At 55.2% G+C, this 14,861-nt stretch carries 10 protein-coding genes and 4 tRNA genes; all 14 read left to right on the top strand.

Annotated elements, in window-relative coordinates:
• The first annotated feature begins 51 nt into the window (after positions 1-51).
• The 14 genes from ACJJI5_RS21385 to rpsL all read left to right on the top strand — a co-directional run bounded on the left by ACJJI5_RS21385 (position 52) and on the right by rpsL (position 14,796).
• A tRNA-Tyr gene (locus tag ACJJI5_RS21385) sits at positions 52-135 on the top strand.
• A gap of 56 nt (positions 136-191) precedes the next feature.
• Positions 192-265, top strand: a tRNA-Gly gene (locus tag ACJJI5_RS21380).
• Positions 266-334: 69 nt separating this feature from the next.
• A tRNA-Thr gene (locus ACJJI5_RS21375) sits at positions 335-409 on the top strand.
• A 129-nt stretch (positions 410-538) separates the two neighbouring features.
• Entirely contained in the window at positions 539-1,732 is a 1,194-nt protein-coding gene (gene tuf / locus ACJJI5_RS21370) for an elongation factor Tu (protein WP_108731642.1), read from the top strand.
• Between the two features lie 97 nt (positions 1,733-1,829).
• Positions 1,830-1,905, top strand: a tRNA-Trp gene (locus ACJJI5_RS21365).
• 116 nt (positions 1,906-2,021) lie between these two features.
• Positions 2,022-2,390 carry a preprotein translocase subunit SecE gene (gene secE / locus ACJJI5_RS21360; RefSeq protein ID WP_108731643.1) on the top strand — a complete coding sequence of 123 codons (369 nt, stop codon included), beginning with the start codon at positions 2,022-2,024 and terminating at the stop codon, positions 2,388-2,390.
• Positions 2,391-2,400: 10 nt separating this feature from the next.
• On the top strand, positions 2,401-2,934 hold the full coding sequence (gene nusG, locus ACJJI5_RS21355; protein ID WP_108731644.1) for a transcription termination/antitermination protein NusG: 534 nt from the start codon (positions 2,401-2,403) through the stop codon (positions 2,932-2,934).
• 154 nt (positions 2,935-3,088) lie between these two features.
• On the top strand, positions 3,089-3,520 hold the full coding sequence (rplK, locus tag ACJJI5_RS21350) for a 50S ribosomal protein L11 (RefSeq protein WP_108731645.1): 432 nt from the start codon (positions 3,089-3,091) through the stop codon (positions 3,518-3,520).
• Positions 3,521-4,216, top strand: a complete 696-nt coding sequence (gene rplA, locus ACJJI5_RS21345; RefSeq protein WP_108731646.1) for a 50S ribosomal protein L1 — start codon at positions 3,521-3,523, stop codon at positions 4,214-4,216.
• A gap of 277 nt (positions 4,217-4,493) precedes the next feature.
• Positions 4,494-4,988: a 50S ribosomal protein L10 gene (gene rplJ / locus ACJJI5_RS21340; protein ID WP_282934404.1), complete on the top strand. Its 495-nt coding sequence runs from the start codon at positions 4,494-4,496 to the stop codon at positions 4,986-4,988.
• 77 nt (positions 4,989-5,065) lie between these two features.
• Entirely contained in the window at positions 5,066-5,434 is a 369-nt protein-coding gene (gene rplL / locus ACJJI5_RS21335; RefSeq protein ID WP_282934403.1) for a 50S ribosomal protein L7/L12, read from the top strand.
• Between the two features lie 298 nt (positions 5,435-5,732).
• Positions 5,733-9,806 (top strand): DNA-directed RNA polymerase subunit beta, encoded by a 4,074-nt coding sequence (rpoB, locus tag ACJJI5_RS21330; protein WP_445355123.1) that lies wholly within the window; start codon positions 5,733-5,735, stop codon positions 9,804-9,806.
• A 135-nt stretch (positions 9,807-9,941) separates the two neighbouring features.
• On the top strand, positions 9,942-14,171 hold the full coding sequence (rpoC, locus tag ACJJI5_RS21325; protein WP_282934401.1) for a DNA-directed RNA polymerase subunit beta': 4,230 nt from the start codon (positions 9,942-9,944) through the stop codon (positions 14,169-14,171).
• A gap of 250 nt (positions 14,172-14,421) precedes the next feature.
• The gene (gene rpsL, locus ACJJI5_RS21320; RefSeq protein ID WP_108731651.1) at positions 14,422-14,796 is read left to right on the top strand and encodes a 30S ribosomal protein S12; all 375 of its coding nucleotides are present in this window, start codon (positions 14,422-14,424) and stop codon (positions 14,794-14,796) included.
• The last annotated feature ends 65 nt before the right edge of the window (positions 14,797-14,861 follow it).

Genomic DNA, 14,861 nt, shown 5'->3' with positions numbered 1-14,861 from the left:
AAAAATTGTTGACAGCGCAGCGAGATGTGTAGACAATGCACACCGCTTTGAGCAGGGGTTCCCGAGTGGCCAAAGGGATCAGACTGTAAATCTGACGCGAAAGCTTCGGTGGTTCGAATCCACCCCCCTGCACCATATTACACCTTAGGGTGTTGCGCGAAATCGAACGGTTTCGCATGGAGGTCCCGAAAGCGGGCATAGTTCAATGGTAGAACCTCAGCCTTCCAAGCTGATGATGCGGGTTCGATCCCCGCTGCCCGCTCCAAGTTTTGGGGTTGGTTGGAATGCTCTCCAGGGTGCAACATTTTAAGATGCCGTTATCGGCAAGATTTTAGCTCATGTAGCTCAGGGGTAGAGCACACCCTTGGTAAGGGTGAGGTCGGCGGTTCAAATCCGCCCATGAGCTCCATTTTATATGACCGCAAGGGTGAAAGCTCTTGCGGTTGTTTGTGTCCGGGGTCGGATTTTCCGGGTCGGATGTGCATGTTCTGGACGTGGGTGGTGCCGTTATCGGCTCGCCTATATATAGGAGGCTGCAATGGCAAAAGAAAAGTTTGAACGTTCCAAGCCCCACGTGAACGTGGGCACCATCGGTCACGTTGACCACGGTAAAACCACCCTGACCGCTGCTCTGACCCGCGTATGTGCGGAAGTTTGGGGCGGTGACGCTGTTGCTTTCGACGGTATCGACAATGCACCGGAAGAGCGTGAGCGCGGTATCACCATCGCTACTTCTCACGTTGAGTACGAGTCCCCGACTCGCCACTACGCGCACGTAGATTGCCCGGGACACGCCGACTACGTTAAGAACATGATCACCGGTGCTGCTCAGATGGACGGCGCTATCCTGGTATGTTCCGCAGCTGACGGCCCCATGCCGCAGACTCGTGAGCACATCCTGCTTTCCCGTCAGGTAGGTGTACCTTACATCGTTGTATTCCTGAACAAAGCGGACATGGTAGACGACGAAGAGCTGCTCGAGCTGGTGGAAATGGAAGTTCGCGAACTTCTGGACCAGTACGAGTTCCCAGGTGACGACACTCCGATCATCGTTGGTTCCGCTCTGATGGCCCTGAACGGCGAAGACGACAACGAAATGGGTACTACCGCTGTTAAGAAGCTGGTAGAGACTCTGGACGAGTACATCCCTGAGCCAGAGCGCGCTGTAGATCAGCCGTTCCTGATGCCGATCGAAGACGTATTCTCTATCTCTGGCCGTGGTACCGTTGTAACTGGTCGTGTAGAGCGCGGTGTGATCAACACTGGCGACGAGATCGAAATCGTTGGTATCAAAGAAACCACCACTACTACCTGTACTGGTGTTGAAATGTTCCGCAAGCTGCTCGACGAAGGTCGTGCTGGTGAGAACATCGGCGCACTGCTGCGCGGCACCAAGCGTGACGAAGTAGAGCGTGGTCAGGTACTGGCTAAGCCGGGCTCCATCACTCCGCACACCAAGTTCGAAGCGGAAGTGTATGTACTGTCCAAGGACGAAGGTGGTCGTCACACCCCCTTCTTCAAAGGCTACCGTCCTCAGTTCTACTTCCGTACTACCGATGTAACTGGTGCGGTAGAGCTGCCGGAAGGTACTGAAATGGTAATGCCGGGCGACAACATTCAAATGGTTGTTACCCTGATCGCTCCGATCGCCATGGAAGACGGCCTGCGCTTCGCTATCCGTGAAGGTGGTCGTACCGTAGGTGCGGGCGTTGTTGCTAAGATCATTGAGTAATCTTTGATTTCTGCATCACAATATTCTATGTGGTGCACCAGGTGGGAGAGTTCCTGTAGCTCTCTCATCTTTGAGTGCGAAAGTGCTCACACTGTACAGGCCAGTAGTTCAATTGGTAGAGCACCGGTCTCCAAAACCGGGTGTTGGGGGTTCGAGTCCCTCCTGGCCTGCCATTTTTAATCACTCCGCTTAGATAAGCTTAGGGGTGTCGCAAAACCCTACTTGTCAGTGGGGCTTTTGTGTTTATGAGCGCTAAAAGATTATCTATAGTGCGCTAAGGGCTTCTTATATGAATGCTAAAACAGAAGCGAAAACCTTTCGTCTTGACGGTCTGAAGTGGTTGTTAATAGTGCTGCTGGTGGGCGGTGCTGTTGCAGGCAATTCATATTATGCCGAATTCCCTTTGTTTTACCGAGTGTTGGCAGTAACTGCCATCTGTCTGGTAGCTCTGGTTGTGGCTGTAAATACCGCCAAAGGCAATGCGTTGTGGCAACTGTTGCGCGAAGCGCAAACTGAAGTCAGGCGTGTGGTTTGGCCGACCCGCCAAGAAGCAACCCAGACCACAGCGATTGTGGTTGTTTTCGTGTTGATTATGGCGCTTATCTTGTGGGCGCTTGATTCGGCTCTGGGTTGGGCGGCTTCCAAATTTATCGGCTAAAGGTTGATACATGTCAAAGAATTGGTATGTGGTCCAGGCTTACTCGGGCTATGAGAAGCGTGTCGCCAGCTCCCTGAAAGAGCGCATTGAGCTGAACGAAATGGACCACCTGTTTGGTGAAGTCCTGGTTCCCACGGAAGAAGTGGTCGAGATGCGCGCAGGGCAAAAGCGCAAGAGTGAACGCAAGTTTTTCCCGGGCTATGTCCTGGTAGAAATGGAATTGAATGACGATACCTGGCACTTGGTGAAAGAAACTCCCCGAGTACTGGGTTTTATCGGCGGTAAGGCGGATAAGCCAGCCCCGATTACTGACCGCGAAGCGCAGGCTATCCTGAATCGCATTGACGATTCCGCCGATAAGCCCAAGCCCAAGACTCTGTTTGAGCCCGGTGAAATGGTTCGAGTTATCGACGGTCCGTTTAATGATTTCAACGGTGTGGTTGAAGAGGTTAACTACGAGAAGAGTCGCTTGCGAGTGGCTGTGTTGATCTTCGGGCGTTCCACCCCGGTTGAACTGGAGTTCAGTCAGGTAGAGAAGACCTGATTCCAGTATAAATTTTTTGCCCCCTTTCGCCGCGAGGTGGAAGGGGGTTTTCGCGTCCCCGAAAAATGAGTTTTCATTTCGGGGTTCGGGGAGCTTGCCCTTAAACCTTATGGCTGAGTGGCGGGCGTTAATACCCAACTAGAGGAGAGCTGTAATGGCTAAGAAAGTAGAAGCTTATATCAAGCTGCAAGTTAAGGCCGGTCAGGCCAACCCGAGTCCGCCCGTTGGTCCCGCACTGGGTCAGCACGGTGTGAACATCATGGAATTCTGTAAGGCGTTCAACGCCCAGACCCAGAGCCTCGAGCCAGGTCTGCCAGTTCCAGTTGTAATCTCTGTATACAACGACCGCTCCTTCACCTTCATCATGAAGTCGCCGCCCGCCGCTGTACTGCTGCGCAAGGCTGCCAAGATCAAGAGCGGTTCCGGTCGTCCGAACACTGAGAAAGTGGGTAAAGTAACCCGCGCTCAGCTGGAAGAGATCGTAGAAATGAAGAAAGCAGACCTGACTGCATCCGACTTGGACGCGGCCGTGCGCACTATCGCCGGTTCCGCTCGCAGCGCCGGTATCGAAGTGGAGGGTCTCTAAGTGGCTAAATTGAGCAAGCGTCAGCGCGTAATCGCTGAGAAAGTTGAAGCTGGTAAGGCTTACGGTATCGAAGAAGCCGTAGCCCTGCTGAAAGAGCTGTCCAACGTTAAGTTTGCAGAAACTGTAGACGCTTCCGTAAACCTGGGCATCGACCCACGTAAATCCGATCAGGCTGTTCGCGGTGCAACTACTCTGCCGCACGGTACTGGTAAAGAAGTTCGCGTAGCTGTTTTCACCCAGGGTGCTAACGCTGACGCCGCTAAAGAAGCGGGCGCTGACTTGATCGGTATGGACGAGCTGGCTGCCGACGTTAAAGCAGGCAAGATGGACTTCGACGTAGTAATCGCTTCCCCCGATGCGATGCGCGTTGTAGGTCAACTGGGTCAAATCCTCGGCCCGCGCGGCCTGATGCCGAACCCGAAGACTGGCACTGTAACTCCAGACGTTGCTACTGCGGTTAAAAATGCCAAAGCTGGTCAGGTGCGTTTCCGCGCTGACAAAGGCGGCATTATCCACGGTGGTATCGGTAAAGTTGCTTTCGATGCGAACTCTCTGAAAGAGAACCTGGAAGCTCTGGTTGCCGACCTGAAGAAAGCCAAGCCGGCTTCTGCAAAAGGTGTATATCTGAAGAAGATCACCCTGAGCACCACTATGGGCCCGGGTCTGGTTATCGATCAGTCTTCCCTGAACATCTAAATATCACTGCGGGGTGTGATCACCTCTCAGTAAATCGAACTTTGGGGTCCACCTGAATGCTTCGGCAGAAGGTGGGCCGTCAAAGACCGTAGGTGTCAGGTGCGTTGAGGTTTAACGTGCCTGGCTTAATCCGAACTTCGGCCAGGTTGGCCATTGCGAGGTTCGAGCCTACGCAGACGGTGTCGCCCAAACCAGTATTTTTACTGGATTTGAGCTTTATGCACCGGAACGGATCGGACGTTTAAGTCCGGTTTTTTTCAAATCCAGGAGTGACACTATGGCTATTGGACTCGAAGACAAGAAAGCGATTGTCGCAGATGTCCAGCAAGCTGCTGAAGGTGCTCTGTCTGCGGTTGTTGCGGATTCCCGCGGCGTAACCGTGAATGACATGACCACTCTGCGCAAAGAGGCTCGCGAGAACGGCGTTTGGTTGAAAGTCGTCCGCAATACTCTGGCGCGTCGCGCTCTGGCAGGTACCGAATACGAATGTCTGACTGACAAGTTCGTAGGTCCTAGCATCATTGCATTCTCTAACGAACACCCAGGTGCCGGCGCGCGCATCCTGAGCCAGTTCGCTAAAGGCAATGACAAGCTGGAACTGAAAGGTGCTGCCTTCGAAGGCGCGATCACCGACGTCGCATTGTTGGCAAGCCTGCCGACTTACGACGAGGCGATCGCCAAGCTGATGAGCGTGTTGAAAGAAGCATCTGCTGGCAAGTTGGTTCGCACTATTGCGGCCGTTCGCGACCAAAAAGAGCAGGAAGCTGCGTAATTTTTTCGCTAGAGCGAATCGCAGTTTCAAAACGAAATACGAGCAGCTACTGCTCAAACCAATTCAGGTACTGAATCATGTCTCTGACCAAAGAAGATATCATCAATGCTGTTGCCGAAATGTCCGTTAAGGATGTTGTTGAGCTGATCGAAGCAATGGAAGAGAAATTCGGCGTAACTGCTGCTGCAGCAGTTGTAGCTGGCCCAGCTGGTGGCGAAGCTGCCGCTGAAGAGAAAGACTCTTTCGACGTAATCCTGACCTCCCCAGGCGACAAGAAAGTGAACGTGATCAAAGTTGTTCGCGGCATCACTGGCCTGGGCTTGAAAGAAGCTAAAGGTCTGGTAGACGGCGCTCCGAGCCCGCTGAAAGAAGGCGTAAGCAAAGACGAAGCTGAAGCAGCTAAGAAAGAGCTGGAAGAAGCTGGCGCAGTTGTAGAACTGAAGTAATTCGGTTCTTGCGTCTCCCGCTAGCTGTCGCGTAAAGCGGCGGGTAGCGGTAAGGCTGGTGGACTTTTGTCCGCCGGCCTTTTTGCCGTTTGCGGTACTGAGGTTTTTACCGGTGCCGGCGGGATTTAAAAACCGTGGCAAACCTCATTTAACCATAGCGCAGTAGCGCTACCCAAAAGCAAGCGGAGAGGTTTCTGGCCAGTGCAGGCAAGTTGCATTGACCAGAGGCTTCTCGCCCGGAGGGGCTCTGGACTGGAGTCCCACGAAGTCTTGTCACTGATCAAGCTGGGGAATTTGAATGGCTTACTCATATACTGAGAAAAAACGTATCCGCAAGGATTTTGGCAAACTGCCTAAGGTCATGGATGTGCCCTTTCTGCTTGCGATACAGCTCGATTCTTATCGCAACTTTACACAGGCCGACAAGCGCCCCGACGACCGTATGGACGTTGGCCTGCAAGCGGCGTTTAAATCTGTATTTCCGATTGTCAGCTATTCCGGCAATGCCGCCCTGGAGTACGTAAGTTATACGCTGGGTAAGCCCGCTTTTGACGTTAAGGAATGTACCTTGCGCGGCGTTACCTATGCATGTCCGCTGCGCGTGCGCGTGCGTCTGATTATTTACGATAAAGAATCTGCGAATAAGTCCATTAAGGACATTAAAGAGCAGGAAGTTTACATGGGCGAGATTCCGCTCATGACCGACAACGGTACCTTCGTAATCAATGGTACCGAGCGCGTTATCGTATCCCAGCTGCACCGTTCCCCGGGTGTATTCTTCGATCACGACAAAGGCAAGACTCACTCTTCCGGTAAGCTGTTGTACGCCGCGCGTGTCATCCCCTACCGTGGCTCATGGCTGGACTTCGAGTTCGATCCGAAAGACCTGGTATTCGTTCGTATCGATCGTCGCCGTAAATTGCCAGCGACTATTCTGCTGCGTGCCCTGGGTTACACCTCCCAGGAAATGCTGGAAATGTTCTTCGAGACCAGCACCTTTGAGCTGTTGGAAGACCGTGTCAGCCTGGAGCTGATTCCGTCTCGCCTGCGCGGTGATGTTGCTTCTTTTGACATCAAAGACGGTCAGGGCAAGGTGATTGTCGAAGAGGGTCGCCGTATTACCCCGCGTCATATCCGCCAGTTGGAAAAGGCCGGCGTAGAAAAGCTGGAAGCACCGCTTGAGTACCTGTTTGGCCGTGTACTGGCGAACGACATCATTGATGAGTCCACCGGTGAGATTGCGATCGACTGTAATACCGAGATTACTGATGAAGTGATCGCCAAGCTGCGTGTACTGAACGTTAAGAGTTTCCAAACCCTGTACACCAACGACCTGGATCGCGGTCCGTTTATCTCCGACACCCTGCGTGCAGAGCCGTCTCGCACTGTGTTGGAAGCGCTGGTAGAGATTTACCGTATGATGCGCCCGGGCGAACCGCCCACCAAGGAGTCCGCAGAAGCGCTGTTCGAGAACTTGTTCTTTACCGACGAGCGTTACGACCTGTCCGCTGTTGGCCGCATGAAGTTCAACCGACGCCTGGGTCGCGAAGACGAAACTGGCCCCGGCACTCTGAGCAAAGAAGATATCGTCGAAGTTCTGAAGACTCTGATCGATATCCGCAACGGTCAGGGCATGGTCGACGATATCGATCACCTGGGTAACCGTCGCGTGCGTTCCGTAGGCGAAATGGCTGAAAACCAGTTCCGCGTTGGCCTGGTACGTGTAGAGCGCGCTGTTAAAGAGCGCCTGTCCATGGCGGAGTCCGAAGGCCTGATGCCTCAGGACCTGATCAATGCCAAGCCGGTTGCCGCTGCCGTGAAGGAATTCTTCGGTTCCTCGCAGCTGTCCCAGTTTATGGACCAGAACAACCCGCTGTCGGAAGTGACTCACAAGCGTCGTGTTTCCGCCCTCGGCCCGGGTGGTTTGACCCGTGAGCGCGCTGGCTTTGAGGTGCGCGACGTGCACCCGACTCACTACGGCCGCGTATGTCCGATTGAGACGCCGGAAGGACCGAACATCGGTCTGATTAACTCCCTGGCTACTTACGCCCGCGCCAACCATTACGGTTTCCTCGAGAGCGCCTACCGCAAAGTGGTTGACGGCAAGGTAACTGATGAAATTGCGTACCTGTCCGCGATCAATGAAGCCAACTTCATTATTGCCCAAGCGTCTGCGGAAGTAGACGACAACGGCAACTTTGTTGATGACCTGATCAGCGTGCGTCACCAGGGCGAATTTACCCTGAAAGCACCGGGCGAAATCCAGTATATGGATGTTTCCGCCAAGCAGGTGGTTTCCGTAGCTGCGGCGATGATTCCATTCCTCGAGCACGATGACGCCAACCGTGCATTGATGGGATCGAACATGCAACGTCAGGCGGTACCGACCCTACGCGCTGAAAAGCCGCTGGTGGGCACCGGTATGGAGCGCACTGTAGCGCGCGACTCCGGCGTGTGTGTGGTTGCTAAGCGCGGCGGCATTATTGAGCGCGTTGATTCCAGCCGTGTGGTTGTTCGCGTGGCCGATGCTGAGGTGGAAGCCGGTGATGCAGGTGTGGATATCTACAACCTGACCAAATACATCCGCTCCAACCAGAATACCTGTATCAACCAGCGCCCGATCGTTAATACTGGCGATCGTGTAGTCCGTGGCGATATTCTCGCCGATGGTCCCTCTGTAGACCTGGGTGAGCTGGCTCTGGGCCAGAATATGCGCATCGCATTTATGCCCTGGAATGGTTACAACTTTGAGGACTCCATCCTCATCAGTGAGCGCGTTGTACAGGAAGACCGCTTCACCACCATCCACATTCAGGAGCTGACCTGTATTGCCCGCGATACCAAGCTGGGCAGTGAGGAAATTACTGCGGATATCCCCAATGTTGGCGAATCTGCCCTGAATAAGCTGGACGAGTCCGGCATCGTATACATCGGCGCAGAAGTAGGCGCTGGCGATATCCTGGTCGGTAAGGTCACTCCGAAGGGCGAAGCCCAGCTGACTCCGGAAGAAAAACTGCTGCGCGCAATCTTCGGAGAGAAAGCTTCCGACGTTAAGGACACCTCCCTGCGCGCGCCCAGTGGCACCCGCGGTACGGTGATCGACGTTCAGGTATTTACCCGCGACGGCCTGCAGAAAGACCAGCGCTCCCTCGATATCGAGAAGTCACAGCTGGACGAGGTCCGCAAGGATCTGAACGAGGAATATCGCATTGTAGAAGGTGCGACCTTCGAGCGTCTGCAACAAGCTCTGCTGGGCCAAAAGGCCGCCGGTGGTAAGGGCGTTAAGAAGGGCGATGAGATGACCGCTGAAGTCCTCGCCGCCCTGCCGCGCGAAGACTGGTTCAAGCTGCGTATGGAAGACGACAGCCTGAACGATCAGCTGGAAAAAGCGGAAGCTCAGCTGAAAGAGCGTCGCAAGCTGCTCGACGAAGCCTTCGAAGACAAGAAGAAGAAACTGGAGTCCGGCGATGACCTGGCTCCGGGCGTGCTGAAAATCGTCAAGGTTTACCTGGCGATCAAACGCCGCATCCAGCCGGGCGACAAGATGGCCGGTCGTCACGGTAACAAAGGTGTTATCTCCGTAATCAAGCCCGTTGAGGACATGCCATATGACCAAAACGGTGAGCCGGTAGATATCGTCCTGAACCCGCTGGGCGTTCCCTCGCGGATGAACGTTGGTCAGGTTCTGGAAATGCACTTGGGCATGGCCGCTAAAGGCCTCGGCGTTAAAGTCGACAAGATGATCAAGGAGCAGCAGGAAATCGCCAAGGTGCGCGGATTCCTGGAAGAGGTCTACAACTCCACTGGCGGACGCAAGGAAGAACTCGACGAGTTCTCCGATGTGGAAGTCATGACCATGGCGCAAAACCTGCGTCGCGGCGTACCTATGGCGACCCCGGTATTTGACGGTGCCGATGAAAGTGAGATCAAGCAGCTGCTGCGTCTTGCCGATATCCCGGACTCCGGTCAGATCACCCTGCACGACGGCCGCACCGGCGATGCTTTCGAGCGTCCGGTAACTGTGGGCTACATGTACATGCTGAAGCTGAACCACTTGGTAGACGACAAGATGCACGCGCGTTCTACCGGTTCCTACAGCTTGGTTACCCAGCAGCCGCTGGGTGGTAAAGCCCAGTTCGGTGGTCAGCGTTTCGGGGAGATGGAAGTGTGGGCGCTGGAAGCTTACGGCGCTGCATACACCCTGCAGGAAATGCTCACGGTTAAATCCGATGACGTGGAAGGCCGTACCAAGATGTACAAGAACATCGTGGACTCCGACCACCGCATGGAGCCGGGCATGCCGGAATCCTTCAACGTACTGGTTAAGGAAATCCGCTCTCTCGGTATGAACTTCGAGCTTGAGCACGAGTAAATCCGAACCCGTACCGAAGCCTGTTGGCAGGTGAAATGAGACAAGTGCCAGCGCCCCTCGAAGCAGTGGGGCAGCTGGCTAGCCCGGCGGCTAGTGCGAGAGCCGGGTTGACTACCCCCTAGTGGAGGAAAGGCCTTGAAAGATTTATTAAATCTGGTGAAGTCCCAGGAGCAGCTGGAAGAGTTTGATGCGATTCGTATCGGTCTGGCATCACCGGACATGATTCGCTCCTGGTCCTACGGCGAAGTGAAAAAGCCGGAGACCATCAACTACCGTACCTTTAAGCCTGAGCGTGAAGGCTTGTTCTGTGCCAAGATCTTTGGCCCGGTAAAAGACTACGAGTGCCTGTGCGGTAAGTACAAGCGCATGAAGCACCGCGGCATTATCTGTGAGAAGTGTGGCGTTGAAGTGACCAAGGCCAAGGTTCGCCGTGAGCGCATGGGTCACATCGAGCTGGCCAGCCCGGTTGCACACATCTGGTTCCTGAAGTCCCTGCCGTCCCGTATCGGCCTGCTGCTGGACATGACCCTGCGCGATATCGAGCGCGTGCTGTACTTCGAATCTTACGTGGTTACCGAGCCGGGTATGACTACCCTGGAGCGCGGTCAGCTGCTGAATGACGAGCAGTACTTTGAGGCGATGGAAGAGTTCGCCGACGAGTTTGAAGCGAAGATGGGTGCCGAGGCGATCCAGGAGCTGATGGCGGATATCGAGCTGCCCGCAGAAATCCAGCGCCTGCGTGAAGAGATCCCGGCGACCAACTCCGAAACCAAGATCAAGAAACTGTCCAAGCGCCTGAAGCTGCTGGAAGCCTTCTACAAGTCCGGCAACAACCCGGAGTGGATGGTGATGAAGGCTCTGCCGGTTCTGCCGCCGGATCTGCGTCCGCTGGTACCGCTGGATGGCGGTCGTTTCGCGACCTCGGATCTGAACGACCTCTACCGTCGTGTGATCAACCGTAACAACCGTCTGAAGCGTCTGCTTGAGCTGAACGCGCCAGACATTATCGTGCGCAACGAAAAGCGCATGCTGCAGGAATCTGTTGACGCACTGCTGGATAACGGCCGTCGCGGTCGCGCCATCACTGGCTCCAACAAGCGCCCGCTGAAGTCCCTGGCTGACATGATTAAAGGTAAGCAGGGTCGTTTCCGTCAGAACCTGCTGGGTAAGCGTGTTGACTACTCCGGTCGTTCCGTGATCGTGGTAGGTCCGACCCTGCGTCTGCACCAGTGTGGTCTGCCCAAGAAGATGGCACTGGAACTGTTTAAGCCGTTTATCTTTGGCAAGCTGGAATCCCGTGGCCTGGCCACTACGATCAAAGCTGCCAAGAAGATGGTTGAGCGCGAGGAAGCTGTCGTTTGGGATATCCTCGACGAAGTGATTCGCGAGCACCCGGTACTGCTTAACCGTGCACCGACCCTTCACCGTCTGGGTATCCAGGCGTTTGAACCGGTACTGATTGAAGGTAAGGCAATCCAGCTGCACCCGCTGGTTTGTGCGGCCTATAACGCCGACTTCGACGGTGACCAGATGGCGGTACACGTACCGCTGACGATCGAAGCGCAGCTGGAATCCCGCGCGCTGATGATGTCCACCAACAACATCCTGTCGCCTGCCAACGGTGAGCCGATCATCGTACCGTCCCAGGACGTGGTACTGGGTCTGTACTGGATGACCCGCGAGCGTGTTAACGATAAAGGCGAAGGCATGTTCTTCTCCGATATCAAAGAAGTGAGCCGCGCTTTCTACGCCAAGCAGGTTGGTCTGCAAGCGAAGATCAAGGTGCGTATCCGCGAAAATATCGTCGGCGAAGACGGTGAGAAGCACGAGACTATCTCCATTCAGGACACCACTGTAGGCCGCGCGCTGCTGTGGAACATCGTGCCGGAAGGCCTGCCGTTTGCGCACGTCAACCAGCCGATGAAGAAAAAGGCAATCTCCCGCGCCCTGAACGAGTGCTACCGCAAGGTAGGCCTGAAGGCGACGGTTATTTTTGCCGACCAGCTGATGTACACCGGTTTCGATTTCTCTACCAAGTCCGGTTCCTCCATTGGTGTGAACGACTTTGAGATTCCAGCTGAGAAAGCTGAGCTGATCGATGCCGCTGAAGCGGAAGTGAAAGAGATTGAAAGCCAGTTTGCTTCCGGCCTGGTAACCCAGGGTGAGAAGTACAACAAGGTTATCGACGTTTGGTCCCGCACCAACGACAAGGTAACCCAGGCGATGATGGCCGGTATCAAGAAAGAGAAGGTGATCGACCGCGAGGGCAACGAGACCAAGCAGGACTCCTTCAACTCCGTATACATGTACGCTGACTCCGGTGCTCGTGGTTCTGAAGCGCAGATCCGTCAGCTCGCTGGTATGCGTGGTCTGATGGCCCGTCCGGATGGCTCCATTATCGAGAACGCCATTACGGCAAACTTCCGTGAAGGCCTGACTGTACAGCAGTACTTCATCTCGACCCACGGTGCTCGTAAAGGTCTGGCGGATACCGCACTGAAAACCGCTAACTCCGGTTACCTGACCCGTCGTCTGGTTGACGTGGCCCAGGACGTGGTAATTACCGAGCTGGATTGTGGCACCGACGACGGTCTGACCATGGCGCCGGTAATCGAGGGCGGTGATGTTATCGAATCTCTCGGTGACCGTATCCTCGGTCGTGTAGTGGCCCGCGATGTACTGAAGCCAGGCAGTGACGAAATCGCCGTTTCTGCCGGCACTATGATCGACGAGAAGTGGGTAGAGCGCATCGAAGCCATGGGCATCGATGAGGTTCTGGTTCGCTCCCCGATCACCTGTGAGACTGCACACGGTATCTGTGCCCAGTGTTACGGCCGCGACCTGGCCCGTGGCCACCGCGCCAACCCGGGTGAGTCTGTGGGCGTTGTTGCCGCACAGTCCATCGGTGAGCCGGGCACCCAGCTGACCATGCGTACCTTCCACATCGGTGGTGCTGCAAGCCGTGCCTCTGCTGCGGATAGCATCCAGGTGAAGCAGGGCGGTACCGTACGTCTGCACAATGTTAAGACGGTTAAGACCGAAGTTGGCACTCTGGTAGCCGTGTCCCGTTCCGGTGAGCTGGCGATTGCCGACAGCGCCGGTCGCGAGCGCGAGCGCTACAAGCTGCCTTACGGTGCTGTGATTAGCGTCTACGAAGGTGCTGAGGTAGACGGTGGCCAGATCGTGGCCAAGTGGGACCCGCACACTCACCCGATCATCACCGAGGTAGCCGGTTGGGTGAAACTGTCCGGTATGGAAGAAGGGCTCTCCATCCGCAAGCAGACCGACGATATCACTGGCCTGTCTTCTATCGAGATTATCGATCCGGCCGAGCGCCCGGCAGCGGGTAAAGACCTGCGCCCAGCGGTAACCCTGCTGGATGAGAACGGCGAAGAGCTGACTCTGGCTAACAGTAATGCGCCTGCGCACTACGCCTTGCCGCCGCGTGCAATCCTCAGCCTGGCTGAAGGTAAGCAGGTGAACGTGGGTGACGTAATTGCACGTATTCCGCAGGAATCCGGCGGTACCAAGGATATCACCGGTGGTCTGCCCCGCGTTGCCGACCTGTTTGAAGCGCGTAAGCCGAAAGAGCCGTCCATTCTGGCGGAAATCTCCGGTACCGTTTCCTTCGGTAAAGAGACCAAAGGCAAGGTTCGTCTGCAGATTACTCCGCGCGACGGCAAGCCGCTGGCCAATGGTAAGGACCACTACGAGGTTCTGATTCCAAAGCACCGCCAGCTGACCGTGTTCGAAGGTGAAACCGTAGAGAAGGGTGAGGTTATCTCCGATGGCCCGTCCAACCCGCACGATATTCTGCGCCTGAAAGGTGTTGAAGAGCTGGCTCGCTACATCACCAACGAGATCCAGGAGGTTTACCGCCTCCAGGGTGTAGGCATTAACGATAAGCACATCGAAACCATCGTGCGCCAGATGCTGCGTAAAGTTGAAGTCACCGAGATGGGTGATTCCAGCTTGATTAAGGGCGACCAGGTTGAATACCAGCGCGTGATCGAAGAGAACGAACAGCTGCGTGCCGAGAACAAGCAGCCCGCTCAGTTCGAGCGCCTGCTGCTGGGTATTACCAAAGCGTCCCTGGCAACTGAGTCCTTCCTGTCAGCGGCTTCGTTCCAGGAAACCACTCGCGTTCTGACCGAAGCGGCGGTAACTGGTAAGGAAGACAACCTGCGCGGCTTGAAAGAGAACGTGGTTGTGGGTCGACTGATCCCGGCTGGTACCGGTCTGGCTTACCACAGCGAGCGCAAGCGCAAACGCAGTCTGCAGTTGGAAGAGGCCTTCGGTGAAGGACCTTCCGCAGCTGAGGTTGAAGCGGCTCTGACTGAGGCTCTGAAGTCCTCAGGCGAATAAGGCGTATCCCACTCTATCTGTTGGTGGAGTGGGGTAGGTTGGGGCACTTAGGTGCCCGATCTGATATTGGCGACTGTCTGTGATGTAAGCACTTACTTCCGTCGCCGATTGACTAGGCGGGTTGTCGCTTATAGAATGCGGCCCCCGCTTATGTGGGGTGTTCCGTTTGATCCCAGGATCGGACGATACACACAGACGATAGGCCCTCACTGTTAGAGGTGGGGGCATTTTATTTTTGGAGTGATTTTTAATGGCAACGATCAACCAGTTGGTTCGTAAGCCGAGAAAACGCAAAGTTGAAAAAAGCGACGTTCCTGCTCTGCAGGCTAGCCCGCAGCGTCGCGGAGTTTGCACTCGTGTGTACACCACTACACCGAAGAAGCCGAACTCTGCACTGCGTAAGGTTTGCCGTGTGCGTCTGACCAGCGGTTACGAAGTAACTTCGTACATCGGTGGTGAAGGCCACAACCTGCAAGAGCACAGCGTGGTACTGATTCGCGGCGGTCGTGTAAAAGACCTGCCGGGTGTGCGCTACCACACTGTACGCGGTGCACTTGACTGTGCCGGCGTAAACGATCGCAAGCAGGGCCGTTCTAAGTACGGCGCCAAGCGTCCTAAAGGTTAATCACCTTTAACGATTTGCGTTTCGGTTTCCAACCGGAGTAAGGCTGAGCTCGCCGGATTGTAATG

This window comes from Microbulbifer maximicatervae (SeqCode) (genome assembly GCF_052467955.1).
Note: the sequence above shows the minus strand (reverse complement) of the source record. Positions and strands in the feature narration are given on the sequence as shown.

Bases quoted from the DNA above. Each gene is read 5' to 3' on its own strand.
- tuf (WP_108731642.1), top strand. From the start codon at position 539: ATGGCAAAAGAAAAGTTTGAACGTTCCAAGCCCCACGTGAACGTGGGC.
- secE (WP_108731643.1), top strand. From the start codon at position 2,022: ATGAATGCTAAAACAGAAGCGAAAACCTTTCGTCTTGACGGTCTGAAG.
- nusG (WP_108731644.1), top strand. From the start codon at position 2,401: ATGTCAAAGAATTGGTATGTGGTCCAGGCTTACTCGGGCTATGAGAAG.
- rplK (WP_108731645.1), top strand. From the start codon at position 3,089: ATGGCTAAGAAAGTAGAAGCTTATATCAAGCTGCAAGTTAAGGCCGGT.
- rplJ (WP_282934404.1), top strand. From the start codon at position 4,494: ATGGCTATTGGACTCGAAGACAAGAAAGCGATTGTCGCAGATGTCCAG.
- rplL (WP_282934403.1), top strand. From the start codon at position 5,066: ATGTCTCTGACCAAAGAAGATATCATCAATGCTGTTGCCGAAATGTCC.
- rpoB (WP_445355123.1), top strand. From the start codon at position 5,733: ATGGCTTACTCATATACTGAGAAAAAACGTATCCGCAAGGATTTTGGC.
- rpsL (WP_108731651.1), top strand. From the start codon at position 14,422: ATGGCAACGATCAACCAGTTGGTTCGTAAGCCGAGAAAACGCAAAGTT.